The organism is Sphaerimonospora cavernae (assembly GCF_042435035.1).
GTDB lineage: Bacteria > Actinomycetota > Actinomycetes > Streptosporangiales > Streptosporangiaceae > Sphaerimonospora > Sphaerimonospora cavernae.
In genome coordinates this window covers 19,931-39,637 of the sequence record NZ_JBHMQT010000032.1, presented here as the reverse complement: position 1 = coordinate 39,637, position 19,707 = coordinate 19,931, and the positions used below count along the sequence as shown (strand labels likewise).

At 70.3% G+C, this 19,707-nt stretch carries 17 protein-coding genes, 1 tRNA gene and 1 pseudogene; 3 read left to right on the top strand and 16 right to left on the bottom strand.

Annotated elements, in window-relative coordinates:
• Positions 1–15 precede the first annotated feature (15 nt).
• The 5 genes from ACFHYQ_RS13600 to ACFHYQ_RS13580 form a co-directional block, all read right to left on the bottom strand.
• Positions 16–1,959, bottom strand: a complete 1,944-nt coding sequence (locus tag ACFHYQ_RS13600) for a phosphotransferase (RefSeq protein WP_394301484.1) — start codon at positions 1,957–1,959, stop codon at positions 16–18.
• Entirely contained in the window at positions 1,956–2,861 is a 906-nt protein-coding gene (locus tag ACFHYQ_RS13595) for a hypothetical protein (RefSeq protein WP_394301483.1), read from the bottom strand. The genes ACFHYQ_RS13600 and ACFHYQ_RS13595 overlap by 4 nt, the downstream gene beginning before the upstream one ends.
• Positions 2,858–3,466 (bottom strand): hypothetical protein, encoded by a 609-nt coding sequence (locus ACFHYQ_RS13590; protein WP_394301482.1) that lies wholly within the window; start codon positions 3,464–3,466, stop codon positions 2,858–2,860. The genes ACFHYQ_RS13595 and ACFHYQ_RS13590 overlap by 4 nt, the downstream gene beginning before the upstream one ends.
• 299 nt (positions 3,467–3,765) lie before the next feature.
• Positions 3,766–4,932 carry a hypothetical protein gene (locus tag ACFHYQ_RS13585; protein ID WP_394301481.1) on the bottom strand — a complete coding sequence of 389 codons (1,167 nt, stop codon included), beginning with the start codon at positions 4,930–4,932 and terminating at the stop codon, positions 3,766–3,768.
• 189 nt (positions 4,933–5,121) lie between these two features.
• Positions 5,122–5,457 carry a hypothetical protein gene (locus ACFHYQ_RS13580; protein WP_394301480.1) on the bottom strand — a complete coding sequence of 112 codons (336 nt, stop codon included), beginning with the start codon at positions 5,455–5,457 and terminating at the stop codon, positions 5,122–5,124.
• Between the two features lie 239 nt (positions 5,458–5,696).
• Here ACFHYQ_RS13580 and ACFHYQ_RS13575 point away from each other — a divergent pair, with 239 nt between their 5' ends.
• The gene (locus tag ACFHYQ_RS13575; RefSeq protein WP_394301479.1) at positions 5,697–7,073 is read left to right on the top strand and encodes a hypothetical protein; all 1,377 of its coding nucleotides are present in this window, start codon (positions 5,697–5,699) and stop codon (positions 7,071–7,073) included.
• Here the strand turns inward: ACFHYQ_RS13575 and ACFHYQ_RS13570 are convergent.
• Entirely contained in the window at positions 7,070–8,077 is a 1,008-nt protein-coding gene (locus ACFHYQ_RS13570) for an NAD-dependent epimerase/dehydratase family protein (protein WP_394301478.1), read from the bottom strand. The genes ACFHYQ_RS13575 and ACFHYQ_RS13570 overlap by 4 nt on opposite strands.
• Between ACFHYQ_RS13570 and ACFHYQ_RS13565 the strand changes: the two are divergent.
• A pseudogene (locus ACFHYQ_RS13565) lies at positions 8,076–8,321 on the top strand (transposase); the annotation flags it as partial. The gene ACFHYQ_RS13570 and the pseudogene ACFHYQ_RS13565 sit on opposite strands and share 2 nt — an antisense overlap.
• Positions 8,322–8,368: 47 nt before the next feature.
• On the opposite strand, the gene ACFHYQ_RS13560 reads toward ACFHYQ_RS13565, so the two are convergent.
• The 3 genes from ACFHYQ_RS13560 to ACFHYQ_RS13550 all read right to left on the bottom strand — a co-directional run bounded on the left by ACFHYQ_RS13560 (position 8,369) and on the right by ACFHYQ_RS13550 (position 11,614).
• Positions 8,369–10,231 carry a SelB domain-containing protein gene (locus ACFHYQ_RS13560; RefSeq protein ID WP_394301734.1) on the bottom strand — a complete coding sequence of 621 codons (1,863 nt, stop codon included), beginning with the start codon at positions 10,229–10,231 and terminating at the stop codon, positions 8,369–8,371.
• On the bottom strand, positions 10,231–11,520 hold the full coding sequence (selA, locus tag ACFHYQ_RS13555; protein WP_394301477.1) for an L-seryl-tRNA(Sec) selenium transferase: 1,290 nt from the start codon (positions 11,518–11,520) through the stop codon (positions 10,231–10,233). The genes ACFHYQ_RS13560 and selA overlap by 1 nt, the downstream gene beginning before the upstream one ends.
• Positions 11,521–11,614, bottom strand: a tRNA-Sec gene (locus ACFHYQ_RS13550). It lies immediately after the preceding gene.
• Between the two features lie 108 nt (positions 11,615–11,722).
• Here ACFHYQ_RS13550 and selD point away from each other — a divergent pair.
• Positions 11,723–12,853, top strand: a complete 1,131-nt coding sequence (gene selD, locus ACFHYQ_RS13545) for a selenide, water dikinase SelD (protein WP_394301476.1) — start codon at positions 11,723–11,725, stop codon at positions 12,851–12,853.
• A 39-nt stretch (positions 12,854–12,892) separates the two neighbouring features.
• Here the strand turns inward: selD and nrfD are convergent, their stop codons facing one another.
• The 7 genes from nrfD to fdh form a co-directional block, all read right to left on the bottom strand.
• On the bottom strand, positions 12,893–13,807 hold the full coding sequence (gene nrfD, locus ACFHYQ_RS13540) for an NrfD/PsrC family molybdoenzyme membrane anchor subunit (RefSeq protein WP_394301475.1): 915 nt from the start codon (positions 13,805–13,807) through the stop codon (positions 12,893–12,895).
• A 1-nt stretch (position 13,808) separates the two neighbouring features.
• Positions 13,809–14,567, bottom strand: a complete 759-nt coding sequence (locus tag ACFHYQ_RS13535) for a 4Fe-4S dicluster domain-containing protein (RefSeq protein ID WP_394301474.1) — start codon at positions 14,565–14,567, stop codon at positions 13,809–13,811.
• 369 nt (positions 14,568–14,936) lie between these two features.
• Positions 14,937–15,239, bottom strand: a complete 303-nt coding sequence (locus ACFHYQ_RS13530) for a hypothetical protein (protein ID WP_394301473.1) — start codon at positions 15,237–15,239, stop codon at positions 14,937–14,939.
• 126 nt (positions 15,240–15,365) lie between these two features.
• Positions 15,366–15,785: a hypothetical protein gene (locus tag ACFHYQ_RS13525; RefSeq protein ID WP_394301472.1), complete on the bottom strand. Its 420-nt coding sequence runs from the start codon at positions 15,783–15,785 to the stop codon at positions 15,366–15,368.
• A 9-nt stretch (positions 15,786–15,794) separates the two neighbouring features.
• Positions 15,795–16,208, bottom strand: coding sequence for a hypothetical protein (locus ACFHYQ_RS13520; protein ID WP_394301471.1), 414 nt, complete (start codon positions 16,206–16,208; stop codon positions 15,795–15,797).
• Between the two features lie 140 nt (positions 16,209–16,348).
• Positions 16,349–16,486, bottom strand: a complete 138-nt coding sequence (locus ACFHYQ_RS13515; protein ID WP_394301470.1) for a hypothetical protein — start codon at positions 16,484–16,486, stop codon at positions 16,349–16,351.
• On the bottom strand, positions 16,479–19,664 hold the full coding sequence (gene fdh / locus ACFHYQ_RS13510) for a formate dehydrogenase (RefSeq protein WP_394301733.1): 3,186 nt from the start codon (positions 19,662–19,664) through the stop codon (positions 16,479–16,481). The genes ACFHYQ_RS13515 and fdh overlap by 8 nt, the downstream gene beginning before the upstream one ends.
• Between the last annotated feature and the right edge of the window lie 43 nt (positions 19,665–19,707).

The window sequence follows — 19,707 nt, the reverse complement described above, 5'->3', positions numbered from 1 at the left end:
AGCGCGGGCGGCCGTTTACCCGCGCTGTATAGAACTGCTGGGGGCGACGGTCGCCAGCGCTTCCTCGACCTCGTCCAAGTGGTGCAGCAGACGTGATGCCGCGCGGTGGCGCAGCAGCCAGAACCGATCGAGGTCGTCTTGGATCAATCCGGGCTGCAGGTAGTGCTCTTTGACGCCGTAGAGACTGACCATCAGTTGGATGAGGGCGACACGGGCGCAGGCGGTTACGTCAGCGGCGGGCAGGTAGGGGTTTTCCTCCAGGTAGGCGGCCACCAGGGCCATGCCGGAGGCGATCCAGTCCTCCCCGAGCGCGACGGACCGGGGATCGAACGCGATGCGACCCAGTTCGTAGCTGGTCAGGAACGGCTCCGCCGGGCCGAAGTCCACCACCGCGGTGATGGCGTTGCCGTGGAAGAGCAGGTTCTTGGGACTGTAGTCGCCGTGCAGCACCTGGGCATGTAGTGGAGGCAACGCGGCGATCAAGCTTGGCAGACGCAGCAGTTGAGTACGGCGCTCGGCCAACGTGTCGGCGGCCTGCCGATCGAAGGGCTCTTGTTCCGTTCGATCTTTGATGAGGGCCAGGAGCGTGTCGATTGTCGCCACGCGCTTGCTCAGATCAGGGTTGAGCCATCGGTTGGCTCTGGGAGAGGGGTGGGCGTTGGCCGGGTGGCCGGCGAAAGCACGGTGGACACGGCCCAGCATCCGGCCGGTGGCGACCTGCTGCACGGCGTTGAACCCGCTCTCCACGGAGTGGCCCGGCAGCCATTCCCAGACGGACACAGCGGTATCGCCACGGCGGGTGATCAGTTCGCCGGTGACCGAGGGGACGATGGCGGCGACCGGCACACCATGGTCACCGGCCAGCCTGGTCTGCGCGATCGCCTCCTCCTCCGCCGCGAGGTCTGAGCCGCAGGTGTAGCTCTTGACGAACACTCTGCGGCCCTCGGCCGTCGTCGCGCGATAGTTGATGCTGACCTGTCCGTCCAGCCGGGCCAACCTTGCCCCGATAAGACCGTAGGCGTCGGCCAGGACCTCGGTGACCTGCACGGCGGCCGGGTTCGGCATGTCTCCCTGCTCCTTTTCTCTCACGTCACCGCTGGTGAACGGCCAACCACACTGAGGCTTGTCACACTGGGGCTTGGCCGGATGCCCGAGGTGCCGGGATCGTTGCGGTTCGCCGAGACGGCTGTGCCACCATGCGACCGCGCGTCGGTAGCGGGCAAGGCACTCGGCCGGGGTGCGCAGGGCACCGGTCCACTCCACCGCGACCTCGACCTGCTGACCGGCAGCGATCCGGGCGGCGGCGAGCGTGCCCACGTCGACGGAGCCGGGACTGTTCAGTCCCCTGCCGCAGTCCGACAGGTGCAGTACCTCCGCATACGCGAGGACGCGTGCGAGCGCGGAACCGCTCTCGTCCCCGGCACGCAGGAGAGCAGCGGCGAGTTGTGCGGTGTCGGCCAGCAGCCGTAGCCGTGGCGTACGCATAAGCAGTGCCTCCAGCATGGTGCGGGCAGCAGGCGCGAGGCACAGCGGATGATGAAGTTCGACCAGCACCGGCACCGGCACCCAGGGCACGACGTCATCACACAGAGCCGCCAGATAGGCGCCGCCCGGTTCAGCGCGGGCCAGCAGCCGCACCCACCTCGCCCCCAGCACCGTGGCCGCTTCGGCGAACCGGGCCAGCTCATCCCGCGCCCGTACCTGGGCCTTGGCCGATCCCGTGAACAGGTCAGCCAGATCGAGATCCGTGGTGACGCCGGTCACCGGCACGCCCGTGTCCTCGGCGCACGCGCGCCACTCGCCCAGCGCCTTCGCCGTCTGCCGCAAAAGATCAAACCCACGTGAGCCGCCACGCAGATGCACGAACGGCACTCGCTCTTCCGCGGCCCAGACAAGTAGATCGGGGACGTCCAGTCCGCGCAGCGAGATGCTGTACAGACCCACCTGCGTTGGGATCACGATGTCTCCCAGTCGAAGAGGACGACCGGTTCAGCCGGACGTTCAGGCGAGTCGAGCAGTCGATAGATCTCCGGGGCGCGTCGGCCGGGAACGATGCGGCACCAGGATTCGACCAGCGCCCGATCGATGTGTCCGGCCAGCCAGGTGACGGCTGCGGTGTAGGCGCTCTGGTAACCGCCCGGCGCAGCCGGCGCGAGTTCGTGCATCCCCAGGACCGTCCACCCGCCGCGATGCGCTGCCAGCGCTGAAATGCTCTCCTCAGCGATCGGCGTTCCCAGCAGGCCGAGAATACCGCCGGGGGAGAGCAAGCCCGCCGCACGCCGCGGCGCACCGGCCGCGTCGATCACGAGCGGAGCCGTGCCGAGATCTGCCGCGCTCACGCGTCGCACGTAGGTCATCGTGGCGATCGACGTGAGCCTGCGCGCGGTCACCACCCGCACGGCGGTGGCGCCACGGCGGTGCAGTTCCAATACACAGCCAAGCGCGATCGGCCCCGAGCCGACCACCACCGCGTTGTCGATGTCGACGCCGGCCGGGATGCGGCTCAGGCCCAGCACTGCGATCTGCTGGAATCGGGCCACCGCCGCAACCTGTATTGACACCCCTGCCGGCACCACGACGGCACCGGGGCAGACCGGGTCGAATACCGCGCCATGTGGCACGGGCGCCAGAGCCCAACGTTCCTGGTCGCTGCGGCGGCCGAGGGTCATATAGCCGGCCTCTCGTGGCGGGCCGGTCAGGTGCCGCCGCTCCGTTCCCGGACTCAACACGCTCCATCGCCCTGCCGCCCAGCCCGTGGGCACTCCGCCTGACAGCGGTGGCAGCACCCGCGCCTGCCCGTAAGCCAGAGCGACGCGCGCACCCGCATAGTGACGGGGAACGCGCGTATCCATGGCCGTCATCGCCGGTCTCCCACTCCGCGGGTCAACTGATGATCGGCTACCAGACCAGCGGCGCAGGCCGCGATCCGCTCCGGCGTCCCGAAGGCGGTGTACAGCGGCAAGCGTTCGGCCAGGCCACGGACCAGGGAAATACGCCGCCGATACGCCGTGACATCCTCGACCTCGCGCAGCGCCACTCCATCACCGTGCCCTGCGTCGAGCACGCGCTCCAACAGGTGTCCACTGGCTCTCAACCACACGTTCGCGGCCGTATGCCTATCGACCTGCTCGACAGCAGCGTTGCTCTCGAAGGGGCCGCCATCGACATCGACCACCAGGGCGGCTGCGATTCGCACATCACCGCTGGGGGAAAGGACAGCCAGGTCGGGCCGGTCGCTCACGTCCACCTTGGGCGGCCCGGAGGACTCGAGTCCGAACTCGGGAAACCAGCGGCGGACCGAGGCGCGCCGGATCAAGAACGCACTGGTGCCGCCCAGCGCCAGTGGGTCGCCGGGACCAGAGCAGTCCAGCAGAGTGACGTCGCCGGCGAGAACCCGCCAGCCGTGCCGTGTCAGGGCGAGCGCGACCAGCGTCTTTCCCGCGCCGTGTCCCCCGAGCAGCACCACCGCCCCGCCCCCTACAGGCGACTGGAGGCAAACCGCGTGCACGCAGACGGTTCCGTGCGCCAAGTGCAACCGGTGCAGGTGGGCCCCCAGCCAGCGCCGCACATCCCTCTGCCCCAGCCCGTCCGGCATCCTTATGAAACGGGCGGATGGCGGAGCCGATGCCGGGAGGAGACCGGAAGCGACCCCGGGCAGATGCGGCGTGATCTGCGGCCACCATGACGCCAGCCCCGCCGGAGCGTCTACCGTCAGGACCCGCCCCGCGCTGCACACCGTCAGGGCCTGCCGCTCCCACCTGCCCATCAGCCACGCACCGTTGGCACGTCGGCGTCCGCGCCCTGCGCGACGGACGTGAGAAGTACGGCGTTCGCGCCATGGTCGTGGCTCAGGACGACCGCATAGCCCGGCAGCTTGTCCAGCTCAGCGGCGACCGCGGCCCGGGCATGCGCGGACCCCGCTCCCAACCCTCCCGTCAGGCCGAAGATATCGGGGTAGGAGTCCTCCTGCGCCCCCATCACGAAGTCCGCATCCGCCACGGCGGCCGTACGTCCAGGTTCGATCTTGGGCTCCGCATCAGAATGGAAGGCGGGGAAGAGCACCGCAGCCACCCGCCCCGACGAGGCACCGGTGAGCCCATACCAGGAGAAAAACTCCTCTGGCCGGATGTGCGCTTTCAGCTCACGAGTGCCCTCCCGCAGGGCTGTCGTGGTCCCGGCCAGGAGCGCGGCGGTCACCCGCGGGTCCTGGGACGGGTGAGGGCCAGCTCCGTTCGCAAGGCGTTGGCGAGCGATATCCATCCAGCCCAGCGCACCCAGCAGTCCCAGACCGACGGCGGCACCGGATGGCCACGGCGCCAGTTCCACCCCACCGTCCCGGTGGACGCGGGCGAACACCCGGTCGTTCCCCAGCAGCCCGGCGCCACGGGACGCCAGAGTGAAGGCCACTGTGGACTTTCCCGCGCCCCGCCCGCCGAGCGTGAGCACCGCCCGTCCGTCGGGCATGACGGCCGCCGAGGCATGCAACAGCGTCCATCCCGCCCCGACCATCTGGGCACGCACCAGCTCCCGTGCCACCCGAACACTCGCCCGCGCCAGCGTCAACGACTCGTGGCCGTGAACGTCCATCCGATGCAGGGAAGGGGTATAGCGGTAGGCGACACGCTCACCTGGCGTAACCGCTATCACAGTGTCGTCCTCCTTGCGGGCGTAGCGCGTCGTGGCACGCGGATACCCGACCTCCTCCCAGGCGCCGGCGGCCACTTCGGCAGCCACCTCATCGACTCCACTCACCGTCGCGACCACCAGGGGACCGTCGGCAGCGTTAGCGGAGGCGATGTGCCACCACGGCGTGACGTAGCCGGTGATCCAGTCGATGATCCCCGGGTCCGGTGAGCTGACGATCACCGATGTCTCCCCGGCAGTCACCCGTACGGCATTACCGTTCACACTCGGCAGGTTCAACTCGTCCACGATGTGTGTTTCCCCCTCTCGATTCGGTGTCCAGAGAGATGTGCTTCAGCGTGGTGATTCTTGCTCCCAGAGCCGTTCACGGAAGGACTGTCTGGGCAGCGAACGGGTCGCGGGCCGGCGTCAGGACCGACCACGAGCGGATCTTGTATCTGCACGTCGGTTGCGACGACGAGCAGGCGGCATCGCCGGTCAGTCAATCCGGACGGCGAAGTACCCGGCTTCGTGCCGCACCTGCTGATAGCGCTCGAAGACGCGGTCGGCAGTGGTCGCGGGCCTCGTGGCCGATTCGCTGTCCATGTCCGGCAGGCCGTCAGCGTCTCGCAGGCCGTTGGTCCAGCGGAACTCGCCCTCCGCGAACCACACCGTCAGGCCGTTCAGCCGGAGTATGGCCATCTCCGTGCCGACAATGATGCTGCCGGTGACGCCGTGGGTCGCGAACAGGTGGGCGTCCAACTGGCGGATCGCCTCCGCTGCGGGTGAGAGCGCATACGGCCGAGAAAGCGGAGAGTAGGCGCCGGTTTCCATATCGGTCGGTACCTCACGGGGAATTGGTGAATGTGATGGCCTGTGAATCGTCATTGCCCAGCGTCGACATCACCACGACGGGACAAGCGTCATCGCCGACCTCTCCACGACGTTGTTTCGACTTCTGGTCGACTTGTCCGGACTTCCTTGCCGTAAAGGCCGGAATTCCTTTCACCGTGTCGCCCCCGGTTCTACCGTTGGGCACAAGAACCGCGGCGCGTCCGGCAGGAAGGGCCACGATGGTGACTGTGCTGAGGCAGCTCGCTCAGGCCAAGGGGCTGGTGGCCTACCGCCACTTTTCCCGTGCCTATGAGGCGGCAGCCCGGGAGCTTGGCTACCACAACCTCGCGATCGGCGAGCGGCAGTGGGATCGGTGGCTGTCGGCCCGGCTGAAAGGCCTGCCCTACCCCAAGGCGTGCGAGGTGCTTGAGCACATTTTCGACCTGCCGGCGAGTGAGCTTTTCGCAGCGGCTCCCAGCACCACTGACGGCGTCGACACCGAGCCGGGTCAGGGACTCACCCCTGCCCACCTGGTTGCCGCGCCCGTCGATGTCCAGCCCAGGGGGATGTACGAAATGATGAAAGATGCCGCTTCCCAATCGAGGGATGCCGCGGGCGACGCGGAACGCGAACTCGGGCCGGCGGCGATGGAGCAACTGCAAGACGATGTCGTCCACCTGGCGCGCACCTACCTGCTGCGGTCGCCGATGGGCCTGTTCCCGGAGTTGGTCGCCGTTCGCGAACGGATCCTCGCCAAGATGGCCGAGACCCGCAAACCCGCGCAGCTCTCCGATCTGAACTTCCTGGCCGGAGTATCGAGCACGCTGCTGGCCGAGGTGTGTATCGATCTCGGCGAGATGAAAATGGCCGTCGATCACGCCCGTGCTGCCTGGTCCTACGCCGCCAGCATCGACCATGTGCCGCTCGCGGTGTGGGCGCGCGGCATGATGGCCACCAGCGCGTACTGGGCGAATCAGCCTCGGGATGCCGTCGTAGCCATCAGCAAGGCGGAACAGCATCGGCCAGTCGGAATTGCCGCAGCCCGGGTGCACAGCATCGCGGCCCGCGCCTGGTCCCACATGGGCGAGACCGACAAAACCGTCCAGTCGATCCGTGTGGCGATGAACGCCAGGGCAGCAGACGAACGCGGCGACGAACTGCAGGCGATCGGCGGCGTGTTCGACTGGGATCCTGTACGTGAACAGCGCTGCTACAGCTCGGCCCTGCTGCAGCTGCTGCAACTACGGCGTGCGGACTTCGATCAGTCGGCCATCCGCCGATTCACCGGCGAGGTGTTGGCCTACACCCGTCAAGCCCTTGAGGACGCCCAAGCGGTACCGGACGAGGACCGGTCGCAGACGGTGGAGGCCACCATCGGAATCGAGACGGCCACCGCCTGGGTCATCCTCGGCGATCTGCCCAACGCCCGGCAGACGCTGACCGAGGTACTGGAGCTACCGGCAGACTTGCGGACCTTCCCCGTCCTGCATCGGCTGAACGGGCTGCGCACTCAGCTGGCGCTCACCCCGGCGGGGCGGGCCGCCGAGCAGCTCAGCGACGACCTCGCCTCGTTCATCCAGGGCAGCACGGTGCGGGCACTGCCGCCGGGAGCCTAGCCGCGCCGGGCGTCCCACTCGGCCAGGATCGCCGCCTCCCGCTCGGGGCTGATGCCGAGTTCGGCGGCCCGTTCGTGGCCCAGAAGCGGACCGCCGTCGTTCAGCCACGCCCAGGTGTCGGCGACGGTGACGGCCAGGGGGCGGCAAGTCAGACCGGCCGCCCGGGCGCGGGCAGCATCCACCCGCCACGTTCCCGCATACGGCCGCCACAGCGGCAGCTCGGTCCACTCGCCGACCCGCTGCTCGATCAGGAAGTTGTGGTTCACCCACTCCAGCGTGGCCGTGCTGCCGGTGACCTGCCGACAGGTCTCCAGCAGGTCGCCGAACGTGGCCGAGCCGATGGGCGCGGCGAGAGTGTAGGGCCCAGACAGGTAGCGTTCTGTGGCGTCCAGGGCGAAGGCGGCGACGTCACGGACATCGATCGGCTGGATCGGCCAGTCGGGCGTGCCAGGTGCGAGTACTCGACCGCCTGCGGCGATACGGCGGAGCCACCAGGGGAACCGGCCGACGTATTCATGAGGGCCGACGATCACGCCGGGCCGCAGCAGGACGGACCTGTCACCGAAGGTGTCGCTGACGGCCTTCTCGCAGCCGGCTTTCTCCCGGCCATAGGCGTCGGCACCGCTCTCCCCGGGCGGCCCCTCCGGGGTGTAGGGGCGGACAGACGAGGAGTCATTCAGGGGAAGCGTGGGCCAGCCCTGGTAGACGTTCACGGTGCTGACGTACACGTATCGCTCCGTGGCGTCCGACAGGGCTTTGGTGGACGTCTCAACGAGGTGGGGTGTCATACCGCTGGTGTCGAGGACGGCATCCCAGGGGCCGTGGACGGCAAGCGCGGTGAGGTCTTCGACGCTGGTGCGGTCTCCCCGAATCGGGATCGTGCCGGGGACGTCGCTGCCGGACTTTCCACGCGTGAACGTCGTGACGTGGTGACCGCGCTGTAAGGCATGCTCGGCCAGGGCTCGACCGAGGAACCAGGTGCCTCCGAGAATCAACAGTCGCATGGACTTGATCCTGACTGAGCGGGGCGGCCTCGGGAAGAGGGGGTGCACGCCAGTGAAACTCGACACCCCGCGTTTCCTGCGCCGCGCCGAGAAGAAACTCAAGAAGCTTCGGCGGTCCCTGCCCCGCACGGCCAAGGGGCCGAACAACCAGGCCGAAGCCCGGCGGAAGGTTGCTCGTCAGCATGCGAAGGTCGCTGATGCACGCCGCGAGTTCCACCACCGGCTCTCCACAGAGATCATCCGTGAGAATGAAGCGGCACGGGCTGAATCCCCATCAGGCTGGGGAGCGCGTCAACGGCAGCGGCGGTGGATGTCGTCCAGCCGCTCGGTCAGCCTTTTTCGGTCCAGGTGCTCCAGTAGCGGCACCGCCACCCTGCGGCTGGTGCGCAGGGCGGTCCTCGCCTGGCCGACCGTGAACGGCTGGGGCAGCGTGGCCAGCAGGGCGGCGGCGCGCTCATCGGCGTCCGGCGGCAGCACGACGCCGTCGGCCACGCGCAGCAGCGCCCCGGCTCGTACGGCCGCCGTCAGCTCGCGTGGTCCCAGGCCCAGCTCGGCCAGGCGTCCGGCCTCCGGCGCACGGAACGGTGTGTCGGCGAGTCCGGTTAGGAGGCTGCGTACGGCCAGGGCCACCGGAGCCGGCAGGCGTGCAGAGCCGGCCGCGATCCGTCCATCCACGATCCGTCCGTTCACGACGGCGAGCGGGGGTCGCACGAGCGCGGCGACCAGGCGGCGGTCCGGCAACATCAGCTCGTGGCGGGCCGCCTCCAGCGGCAGCCCGGGCTCCAGCGGATCGCGGGCCGCGTGGCGCCGTACCACCTCGGGAAGCCGGGCGGCGAGACCGGCCCAGTGCTCCGGGTCGGCGTGCCAGTCAGCGAGCACCGGCCGTGTCCGCGGCGGGCAGCCCATCGCGACGAGCTCGCTATCCCGCAGCAGCAGGTGCGTGCGCAGGAGGGACGCCGCGTCCGCCGACGCGTGTGCGAGCGCGTACGCCCGCTCCCTGGCCGCGCCGCGGCGGCGCAGTGCCGGCGGGCGCACGTCGAGTACGGTCGCCCCCGCCCGCACCCGCGATACACCGTGTGCGCTGTGCTGTCGCTGCTGCGCGCCGGGGTCGCGCAGCAGCAGCACGTCACCCAGGTGCAGGGGCAGCGGCCGGGCCAGGCGCAGCCGTGCCACGCCCGGCCCGAGCGGCCGCACCTGGCACGCCACGGCCGCCGAGCCGAGGTGCGCGACGACTCTTGCGGGCAGGGCGACCGCGGGGGACACCCGTACGTCGACCAGGTCAGCCGGATACCAGGCATCGGGGGTGACGAGCGCCTGCCCGCGCTCCGGTGCGATCCGCCCGCGCAGGTTGACGGCGACCCGGGCCACCCCGACGACGGATGTCACCGGCTCCTTCAGCGACTCCAGGCCGCGCACCCGCACCCGCTCGCCGTCGAGTTCGAGCTCGTCACCGGTAGAGACGCGGCCCGCCGGGAGGGTCCCCGTCACCACCGTCCCGCTGCCGCGCACCGTGAACGCGCGGTCGATCCACAGCCGCACCGGCGCTTCGATGTCCGGTGCGGGCAGCGCGGCCACCAGCCGGTCCAGCGCCGCGCGCAGCTCGTCCAACCCCTCACCGGTGCGCCCGCTCACCGCCAGCGCCTCCGCCTCGCCCAGCCCGGCCTCCGCCAGGCGGGCCCGCGCGTCCTCCAGGGCAGGAGCGGGATCGGCCAGGTCGGCGCGGGTCACCGCGAGCAGGCCGAGTCGTACGCCGAGGGTTCGCAGCGCGATCAGGTGTTCCTCCGACTGCGGCATCCACCCCTCGTCGGCGGCGACGACGAACAGCACGGCGGGCACTGGGCCGACCCCGGCGAGCATCGTTCCGAGGAAGCGTTCGTGCCCGGGGACGTCGACGAACGCCACCCGCTCGCCGGAGGGCAGTGCCGTCCAGGCGTAGCCGAGTTCGATCGTGAGCCCCCGTCGCCGCTCCGCGGCCAGCCGGTCGGGCTCCATCCCGGTGAGCGCCCGTACCAGCGTCGATTTGCCGTGGTCGACGTGTCCAGCGGTGGCGACGACGTGCAACAGCCCTCCTCGGTTCGGGAGTTCGGGATGCGCCATCGCGCAGCGGTGACGGGTGGCCCGCTCCCCGAGGACCCATCCCGCGTCGGCCCGCATCACCGGCCTACCCTGAGGACGGCCTTCAGCACCTCGTCGTCGCGCTCCGGGGGCAGCGCGCGCAGATCGAGCAGCAAGCGGCCACCCTCGAACCGGCCGATGACCGGCGGATCGCCCGTCCGCAGCGGCACGGCGAGCCGCTCGGGCAGGCTGACCGCCGCGCTCGGCAGCCTCACGCCCGGTGCCGCTCCGCCGCCCACGGTCGCCTCGGCGGGTACGGCTCTCGCCTCGATCCCCGCCCGGTGCAGCGCCTCCGCCAGGGCGGCGGCCCGCCGGGCGAGGGCGGCCGGTTCAGCGTGCAGTGCCCGGCGCACGGGGGTCTCGGGGCCGCGCAGCGTGGCCTCCAGCGCGGCCAGCGTCAGCTTGTCCACCCGCAGCGCCCTGGCCAGCGGATGGCGCCTGAGCCGGTCGACGAGGTCGCGGCGGCCGAGCAGCAGGCCGGCCTGGGGGCCGCCGAGCAGCTTGTCGCCGCTGGCCGTCACCAGGTCGGCGCCGGCGGCGAGCGTGCTCGCGGCGTCCGGCTCGCCGGGCAGCAGCGGCTCGCCTCGCAGCAGGCCCGATCCGATGTCGGCGATCACGGGCACGCCGAGCCCGGCCAGCTCCGCCACCCCGACCGAGCCGGTGAAACCCTCGACCCGGAAGTTCGACGGGTGGACCTTGAGCACGAACCCGGTCTCCGGTCCGATGGCCGCCCGGTAGTCGGCGGGCGTGGTGCGGTTGGTCGCGCCCACCTCGCGCAGCCGGGCACCGGTGGACGCCAGCAGGTCGGGGATTCGGAACCCGTCCCCGATCTCGACCATTTCGCCGCGGCTGATCACGATCTCCCGTCCGGCGGCGAGCGCGGTGGCCGCCAGCACGAGAGCGGCCGCGTTGTTGTTGACGACGTGCACGTCCTCGGCGGCCGGCACCGCCCGGGCGAGGGCCTCGAGCGCGCCGCGTCCCCTGCGTGCCCGCGCTCCGCCCGCCAGGTCGAACTCCACGTCGGTCGCCCCGGCGGCGGCCGTGACCGCCTCGACGGCGGCCGGGGACAGCGGCGCCCGGCCCAGGTTGGTGTGCAGCAGCACACCGGTCAAGTTGATCACCGGTCGGAGGCTCGTGGGATGCGGCGGCAGCACGGCCAGGGCGGCGTCCGTCACGCACTCCGGGCCGATCTCGCCCTGCCGTACCCGCTGCTGGGCGCGCGCGACGGCGTCCTTGACCACCGCGCGGCCGAGCCGCTCCGTCAGGGCGGCCAGCCGGGCATCGGCCAGGACGGCGTCGGTGCGCGGCACCCGCCTTCGTGGATCCACGCGGAGGTGGACGGGAATCGAACCCGCCAGGCCGAGAGCCTCGGCCTCGTCGGTTTTGAAGACCGCGGGGGCCACCAGGCGCCCAGACACCTCCAAGAGCAGCGGACGTCCAGGAGAACCGGAACTCCGCGTGGAAATCTAACCGGAGCCGGTTGGCCAGGTCACGGCACCGCCCGGCGCGGCGCGTCGTACGCTACGCGGCGTGCTGTACGAGGGATATTCGGGCTGGGAACCCAACCTCCCACGGGCGCGGCGGATCGGAGAGACGATGACGGCGACGGAGAGGGACACGACGAGGCTGACCCGGCATGCGCGCGGAGGCGGGTGCGCATGCAAGATCCCGCCGGGCGAGCTGGAGACGATCGTGGCCGAGCTGCTCGCACCGCAACCGGCGCATCCCCACGGGCCCTCCTTGGGTGAGCAACCGGGGCGCGGGCTCACGCCGCCTTCGCCGAACGGAGAGCTGGTCATCGGGCTCGACGACGGAGACGACGCGGCGGTGGTCTGTGTCGAAGGCGGCCGGGCGATCGTCGCGACCGCCGACTTCTTCACCCCCGTGGTGGACGATCCGTACGACTGGGGGCGGATCGCCGCGACCAACGCGCTGTCGGACGTGTACGCCGTCGGCGGCACCCCCGTCGTGGCGGTGAACCTCCTCGCCTGGCCCCGTCAGACGCTCCCGATGGACCTCGCCCGCGAGGTGCTGCGCGGCGGCCTCGACGTCGCCCGGGCCGCCGGGTGCCACGTGGCGGGCGGCCACAGCGTCGACGGCCCCGAGCCGGTGTACGGCATGGCGGTCACCGGCCTGGCCGATCCCGAGCGGCTGCTGCGCATCGACGCGGGCCGGCCGGGGACGCCGATCTCGCTCACCAAGCCGCTCGGCGTCGGCGTCCTGAACACCAGGCACAAGGCGACCGGCGAGGTGTTCCCCCAGGCGATCGAGGCGATGACGACTCTGAACCGGGACGCGTCGCTGGCGGCCCTGGCCGCCGGGGCCCGGTGCGCCACCGACGTGACCGGGTTCGGCCTGCTCGGCCACCTGTACAAGCTGGCCAGGGCGAGCGGGGTCACCGCTGTGGTCGACGTCGCGGCCGTGCCGTATCTGGAGGGGGCCCGCGAGGCGGTGCGCGACGGCCACGTCAGCGGCGGCACCCGCCGCAACCTGGCCTGGGTGGCGCCCCACCTCGACGCGGGCCGGTTCGGCGAGGAGGATCTGCTCCTAGTGGCCGACGCGCAGACCTCCGGCGGCCTGCTCATCGCGGGGGAGATCCCCGGCGCCCCGGTCGTCGGCGAGCTCGTCCCGAGGGAGCCCGCCGCGCTGCGGCTGATCTGAGGCCGGCCTGAGGGGTCGGACTGAGGGGTCGGCCTGAGATCAAACTCCCGCCGCCACACGCCGCCGCTGCGGGACGACCGTGTACTTCGGGTCGGCGGCGGAGGCGCGTCCGGCTTCGAGCACGCCGAACCGGGTGCACAGCGCACCGGCCGTGATGGCGAGTCCGGACAGCGCGGTGAGCGCCCGGCTGCGCCCGGCCACCGCGGCGAGCAGACCGCCGCCGAGGGCCAACGCCCGGGACGCCTTCATCAACCTGCCCGCCCTGCCCAGCCGGTACGGCTCGCCGACCAGGCCGAGACGGCGTTCCATCAGCATGCCCGCCGCCGTCTCGGCGGCGGCTCCCGCGACGGCGGCGATGCGGGCGGGCCCGGACTCGGCCCGGGGGGTGGTCAGCATGAGGGCCGCGCCCGCCGAGGCGAGCGCGCTTCCCGCGAACAGGAACGGCAGCTCGCGCAGGGCCTCGTGCCAGGCCGGCACCGCGGTGTCGGCCAGGAGCACGGCGGTGTAGGTCGCCATCACGGGCCCGGTCACCGCGCCGCCCGCGGTCGCCGCGCGCCCGACAGCGGGCAGGACGCCGGTCACGGCGCAGGCGGCGCCGATCGCCGTCAGGCCGCCGTGCGCGGCCAGCGTCCAGGAGCCGACGCTCATCGGCGAGGTCGGCTTGAACAACCTCAGCATGTTGAGGAAGCGCTCGGGCCTGCCCAGCTCGGTGATGAGGAGGACGGATCCCACGCCCGCCCCGGCGGCCGCGGCCACCCGCGCGGTGAGCGCGAGCCGGTCGTGCCCGGTGACGCGTGCCACGGCGGCCATCATCGAGGCCGCCCCCGACATGCCGCCCAGATAGAGATAGACCGGCATGTGCGGCTCGTGCCAGACGGGCCGCTTGATGACCGGCCGGCCGTAGTAGGAGCGGAACTCGGCCTCCGGCACCGTCTCATCCCGTCGTTTCGGCACGTCAGTTCCGCCTCAGGAAGCAGGCGGCCACGCCCGCGGCCAGGGCGAGCGCGGCACCGCCGGCCCACCGCCACATGGCGGGCAGGTCCCGCGTGGTCACCACCGGGTCCGGCGGCAGGCCGTACGTCTCGGGCGCGTCCAGCAGCAGGAAGAACGCACCGGTTCCGCCGACGCCGTCGCCGGCGCTCTCGCCGTACAGCCGGGCCTCGGTCACGCCGTCGGCGTGCAGCCGCCCGACCCGCTCCCCGGCGCGCTCGCGCAGCTCGTCCAGCGGCCCGAACTGGATCGACTCGGTCGGGCAGGCCTTGGCGCAGGCCGGCTCCAGCCCGCCGCGCAGCCGGTCGTAGCAGAGCGTGCACTTCCACGCCCGGCCGTCCCCCTGCCGGCGGTCGATGACTCCGTACGGGCAGGCCGGGACGCAGTAGCCGCAGCCGTTGCAGACGTCGGGCTGGACGACGACCGTGTCGAACTCGGTGCGGAACAGCGCGCCCGTGGGGCAGACGTCCAGGCAGGCCGCATGCGTGCAGTGCTTGCACACGTCGGACGACATCAGCCACCGGCCGTCCTGCTCGACGAACGCCACGTGCCGCCAGGTGTCCGCGCCGAGCGACCCGGTGTTGTCGTAGGAGGTGGCCAGGAAGACGAAACCGTCGTCGGGCACCTCGTTCCACTCCTTGCACGCCACCTCGCACGCCTTGCACCCGATGCAGATGCTCGTGTCGGTGAAGAAGCCGTACCTATGTGGTGCTACGTCCGTCACGGGAAGCCCTCGAATGGTGAGTGTCCGAGTTTCTGCCCAGACCTGGGAGAACGCTGAGGCGTCTCTGCCCGGGTCGGAGTGGGACAAAACTTTCAACGGCCGTCGTGACGGACTCGGCCACCAAATCCGCTGACAACGCGAACGGCCCCGAGTGGTGCTGTGAACACCTGCTCAGGGCCTTGATCCCCCACCTGCGAGACCAGGAGAGGACCCATGAACGACGTTAGTACCAGCCCCGAGCCGGATGACATCTCCGCGCTGATCACCGAGACGGAGGCCTACCTGGCCAACCAGCAGCCGGCGCAGCCCGTACCCCGTCGTGGGGGAACCATCGCCGGCCCGATTTTCCGGCCCGGCGTGGGGCGCGTGCTACTGGTGGGACAGCCTGGCGTCAATCGCGTCGAGTCGCTCCAGGATCCGGCCGAGTACCTCGGTGTGCTTGGCGAGGATCTCGCCCTGCTGTGCCTGGGTAGCCTGCAGGTCCCGGACATCAGCGTGCGTCTCCTGCACGATGCGGTAGGTCTCAGAGATCGCTACACCGGCCATCGCGTCCTGGCGGGCCCGCAGTGTACGAACCTCTTCCTCCAGGCGCGCGGTTCGCTCGGCCTCGGCCGCCAGCACGGCAACCCGCGACTCCAGGTAGGTCAAGCGTTCCTCCATGGTGTTCGCCATGAGTCGATGGTAGACGTACCGGGCGACATCCGCAGGCCTGGTCGATTCTCCGGACCGACGCGGGGGCCGAGGGGTTCCATCCGTGCGTCAGGTGGCTCCCCTCGGCCTTGCGCAAGGGTCATCGGCTTACCTGATGTAGGTATCGCCGCCGAGAAGGCTCTTCACCTTCCTGCCGTAGTCCGGATCGCCGTCTGCCCGCAGGTACCAGTTCTTACCTCGCACGCGGAATGCGGGCGGGTTAGCCCACAGAGCATGGCGCGGCAACTTCTGGCCCGGCCCCTCCACATAGAGCCTGACGTTGGCGTAACCACTCCAGCATAGAGCGCTCTCGACCTCCATCTGAATGAATTTGGGGTCAGTGCAAGGAGCGCCCAGGTCTTCCAACGTCTTGAGCAACTCCTGCAGGGACTGGAACGATCCACCATCGTCCTGCCGGACGAAGGTCGAAGCCGACCCGTCGGACTGGCCGCATGCAGTCATCAACGAGAGCACCAGGGTGGCCAGGGTGAACCCAACAGTCTTCATAATCTTCTTCGGGGGTGCCATCTCGGTGCGTTAAGGCGCATCGAGAGTGCCGTTAAAAGACCTCACCGAGGTGAGAGTGCTGGCGGCTTCGGCGCAGCCCTGGTCGAGGCAGCGAATTTCCCAAAATGGGTACGAGAGGTCTTCGGTCATCGTCCATTGGGACTTGAAGGCGCTGCCGCCGCGAGCCTTGTATGCCTGCTGTAAGTCCTTGGGCATCAAGCCGTACTTAAGAAGCTCATCCTGGTTGTGATAGACGTTAGCCCAGGCGTTACCACAACGCGCGACGATGCTGTCACCGCCACCCATGGGGCTTGGATCGCCAGATTCACAGGAGTAACCAGCGTCCTGGAGCTCTTTGATGAGGGACTGAGGGGTGACCTGTCCGCTGCACCCGGTGACCAGAGCGAGTGCCAGAACGGCCGGGATGAACCTTACGTACTTCATGATCCTCTTTTGGGGGTATCGATCGCTTGATACAATATCAGGGCATTTTGTCCTGTTCGTAATCACGCTTGCAACACTAGTGTGTAACGAGTTAACGGCTGGTCGCGTAGCATTGCTTGGGTCAATTCGCAGTGTCCGGTCTACGGCTCAGGGCGGGCGTCGGCTACCAGACCGTGCCAGAACTGCGCGCGGTGCTTCAGGTCTGCTGGTCGTCCGCATGGCCGGTGGACTTCCGGCGCCTGCTCGGGCTCGGTGAAGAAGCCCATCCGTTCAGCCACGCCGATACCTCTCGATGAGTTCGAGCAGCGCCGTGCCCGTTGGCCGCCTGCCCGGCAGCACGTCGCACGTGCCGGCCTTGCTCTCCTGGATGAACACGTTCGGGTCGAGCACGATCGGGATCAGATCGTTGACCACGTCGCCGGTCGCCAGCCCGCGATACCCCCAGTGGTAGGGCAGGACCACCTGGTGCACGGTCGCCTGTTGCACGGTTGTACCGCGCAGCCGGATCGGCCTGACCCGTTCGGTCACCAGCACCCGCGTCTCGATCGCGGCGCGCGCGGTCACGATCGTCGCCCAGCCGCCGTTGACCAGTCCCACCTCGGCGGCGAGCTCGGGCGACACCTCGCAGAACGGCTCCGGCTGCAGCTCGGTCAGATACGGCAGGGTCCGGCTCATCGCGCCGGAGGTGTGGTGCTCGGTGAGCCGGCTGGTCGTGAACACGTACGGGAACCGCGACGAGAGCGGCGGGTTGTACGGATTGTCGCGCCGGTGGAAGGCGCGCCGGGCGGGGTTGGCCCGGGTGCCGTACAAGGTGTTGCGCACCGGCGACTCGTGCGGCTCATAGTGCACGGGCAGCGGCCCGTCGGACAGCCCGGACGGCACGTAGAGCCAGCCCCTGCCGTCCGACTGCATGATGAACGGGTCGGTCCCGCGCAGCGCGGCCTCGGCCTTCGCCCCCTCCGGGGGTTCGTAGCCCGGCGGCTTGCCCTCCTCGAAGTCCGGCACGTCGGCCCCGGTCCACACACCGCGGTCCGCGTCCCACCAGACATACCGCTTGCGCTCGCTCCACGGCCGGCCCTCCGGATCGGCGGAGGCCCGGTTGTAGAGGATGCGCCGGTTGGCGGGCCAGGCCCAGCCCCACTCCGGCGCGACCCGCGACTGCTCCCGCCCAGGCCTGCGCCGGGCGGCCTGGTTCACCTCATCGGCGTACACCCCGCAGTAGATCCAGCATCCGCAGCTCGTCGACCCGTCCGGCCGCAGCTCCCTGATGTGCGAGAGCGCCCGGCCGCCTGGCCCGACGCCGCCGATCTCGCGCAGCACGGCCCGCGCCGAGGGCTCGCGAAGCGCCCCCTCCTCGGGGTAGTCCCAGGTCAGCTCGCGCACCGGCCGGTCGATCTCGTCGTCGGTCAGCCGCTCTCTGATCCGCCTGCCCAGGTGGTAGAAGAACCACAGGTCGCTGCGGCAGTCGCCCGGCGGGTCGAGCGCCTTCTCCCGCCACTGCAGCAGCCGCTGGGTGTTGGTGAACGTGCCCTCCTTCTCCACGTGGCTCGCGGCGGGCAGGAAGAACACCTCGGTGCCGATCTCGCCGGGGTGCGGCCCCCCGGTCTCGATCTCCGGGGCGTCCTGCCAGAACGTCGCGGTCTCCACCAGGGTGAGGTCCCGCACGACCAGCCAGTCGAGGTTCGCCAGACCGAGGCGCTGCGCCCGGCCGTTCGCCGATCCGACCGCCGGGTTCTCACCGATGACGAAGTAGCCCTTGACCGTGCCGTCGATCTGGCCCATCACGGTCGCGTAGTGCCCGTGGTCGCCGGTGAGCCGCGGCAGGTGGTCGAAGCAGAAGTCGTTCTCCTCCGTCGCCGCGTCGCCCCACCACGCCTTCAGCAGGCTGACCACGTAGGCGCGTCGGTTCCCCCAGAAGCCGGTGTCGGCGCCCTCCCGGCGGATGTAGTCGTCCAGGTCGTCGTGCCGATGGGCGTGCGGCATCGCGATGTACCCCGGCAGCAGGTTGAACAGTGTCGGGACATCCGTGGAGCCCTGGATGTTCGCGTGGCCGCGCAGGGACAGGATCCCGCCGCCCGGACGGCCCATGTTGCCCAGCAGGAGCTGCAGGATCGAGGCCGCGCGAATGAACTGCACCCCGGTCGTGTGCTGGGTCCAGCCCACCGAGTACACCCAGGCCGTGGTGCGCTCCCGGCCGGAGTTGGCGGTGATCGCCTCGGCCAGCTCGGCGAACTGTGCGGCGGAGATCCCGCACAGCTCCTCGACCAGGTCAGCGGTGTAACGGGAGAAATGCCGCTTGAGGATCTGGTAGACGCAGCGCGGGTGGCGCAGCGTCGGGTCCGCAGGCGGGCGGGCGCTCGCCCCGGCCCCGCGGGCGCCATAGGAGTCGGATCCGGCCGCCTCCGCGTGCGCCAGACCGCCCTCGCTCAACGTGTGCATCCGCGCCACGTCGCCTTCGTACGCCCAGGAGGACGGGTCATACCTGCCGCTCTCCGGGTCGTAGCCGGAGAACAGGCCGTCGAGGTCCTCGGTGTCCCGGAACTCCGCATTGATGATCGTCGCCGCGTTCGTGTACGCGAGGACGTACTCGCGGAAGTCGAGCCCGCCCGCGAGCACGTGATTGATCAGCGCCCCGAGCAGCACGATGTCGGACCCGGCCCGGATCGGCAGGTAGCGGTCGACGGACGCGCTGGTCCGGCTGAACCTCGGATCGATGTGGAACACCTTCGCGCCGCGCAGCCGGGCCTCCGTCACCCACTGGAACCCCACCGGATGGCATTCGGCCATGTTGGAGCCCTGGATGACGATGCAGTCGGACTCCGCCAGGTCCTGCTGGAACGTGGACGCGCCGCCACGCCCGAAGCTGGTCCCCAGACCGGGGACGGTGGAGGAGTGTCAAATGCGCGCCTGGTTCTCGACCTGGATCGCGCCCAGAGCGGTGTAGAGCTTCTTGATCAGATAGTTCTCCTCGACGTCGAGCGTCGCCCCGCCCAGATGGGCGATGCCCGTCGTCCGCCTGACCGCCCTGCCGTCACACGTCTGCTGCCAGGTCTCCCGCCGGGTGCTGACCACCCTGTCGGCGATCATGTCCATGGCCGTCTCGAGGTCGAGCGGCTCCCAGACCGTGCTGTACGGCCGGCGGTAGAGGACCTGCGTCGCGCGGCCGGAATGGGTCACGAGCTGCTTGCTCGCCGAGCCCTTGGGGCAGAGCCGGCCTCGGGAGATCGGCGAGTCCGGATCGCCCTCGATCTGGGTGACCCTGCCGTCCTCGACGTAGACGAGCTGACCGCAGCCGACCGCGCAGTAGGGGCAGACCGACCGGGCGACCGCGTCGGCCCGCTCGACCCGCGGCCGCAGCGCGTCGGTCCGCGCCGAGCGCGCCGCCTCCCGCCTGCCGTCCTCTCCCCGCAACTGCCGCACCAACGGCCAGCGGGAGACCCAGCCACCTGCCACGATGTCTCTAGTCCCCGCGGCCTGTCCGGTTTAACCAGCGGCTTTG

Bases quoted from the DNA above. Each gene is read 5' to 3' on its own strand.
- ACFHYQ_RS13595 (WP_394301483.1), bottom strand. From the start codon at position 2,861: ATGACGGCCATGGATACGCGCGTTCCCCGTCACTATGCGGGTGCGCGC.
- ACFHYQ_RS13580 (WP_394301480.1), bottom strand. From the start codon at position 5,457: ATGGAAACCGGCGCCTACTCTCCGCTTTCTCGGCCGTATGCGCTCTCA.
- ACFHYQ_RS13575 (WP_394301479.1), top strand. From the start codon at position 5,697: ATGGTGACTGTGCTGAGGCAGCTCGCTCAGGCCAAGGGGCTGGTGGCC.
- ACFHYQ_RS13570 (WP_394301478.1), bottom strand. From the start codon at position 8,077: ATGCGACTGTTGATTCTCGGAGGCACCTGGTTCCTCGGTCGAGCCCTG.
- ACFHYQ_RS13560 (WP_394301734.1), bottom strand. From the start codon at position 10,231: ATGCGGGCCGACGCGGGATGGGTCCTCGGGGAGCGGGCCACCCGTCAC.
- ACFHYQ_RS13530 (WP_394301473.1), bottom strand. From the start codon at position 15,239: ATGGCGAACACCATGGAGGAACGCTTGACCTACCTGGAGTCGCGGGTT.
- ACFHYQ_RS13525 (WP_394301472.1), bottom strand. From the start codon at position 15,785: ATGGCACCCCCGAAGAAGATTATGAAGACTGTTGGGTTCACCCTGGCC.
- ACFHYQ_RS13520 (WP_394301471.1), bottom strand. From the start codon at position 16,208: ATGAAGTACGTAAGGTTCATCCCGGCCGTTCTGGCACTCGCTCTGGTC.